The following is a 434-nucleotide window of genomic DNA, read 5'->3' as shown; positions in this document are numbered from 1 at the left end:
ACGGCGCACATCCATGTGCGCCGCCCTTCGGGTTTTTCGCCGGTCCATCCGCCGCTGCGGAAGGGAACCCAGTAAGTCAAAAACCAACGCAACATCAATAGCAAAGCTATTGCGGATACCGCGCATACATACGTCATTGCAATGGTGATGCGCCTGAGCTGGGTACACGCCGGCACAGCCACCTGTAAGCCACGCACAACCGCGCCTGCAGCTTCTTCGAAAACCAACGTCGTTGCGTGTCCACCGCGATCAACAGCCGACATGGGCTGCCACGCGGAGCGCATTCGCTGGCGGACACTGGAATGACGCGGGCGTGCACTGCAGCGGCAGTCGCTTCGGCCTTTGCTGTTGCTTCGGCTTTTGACTTACCGGTTCCCTTCCGCAGCGGCGGCCAGTGCGGGGAAACACCCGAAGGGCGGCGTACATGGATGTAC

The 434-nt window shown here is 60.8% G+C and carries 1 protein-coding gene; it reads right to left on the bottom strand.

The annotated features are described in order from the left end of the window. Nucleotides 1–263, bottom strand: a 263-nt coding sequence (locus tag D588_RS28440; RefSeq protein ID WP_232764243.1) for a hypothetical protein, incomplete at its 3' end; no start/stop codon positions are given. Nucleotides 264–434 lie beyond the last annotated feature (171 nt).

It is taken from the genome of Xanthomonas sp. SHU 308 (assembly GCF_000364645.1).
GTDB classification, from domain to species: Bacteria; Pseudomonadota; Gammaproteobacteria; order Xanthomonadales; family Xanthomonadaceae; genus Xanthomonas_A; species Xanthomonas_A sontii.
The sequence above is the reverse complement of the archived record's forward strand: the minus strand, read 5'-3'. Positions and strand labels throughout refer to the sequence as shown.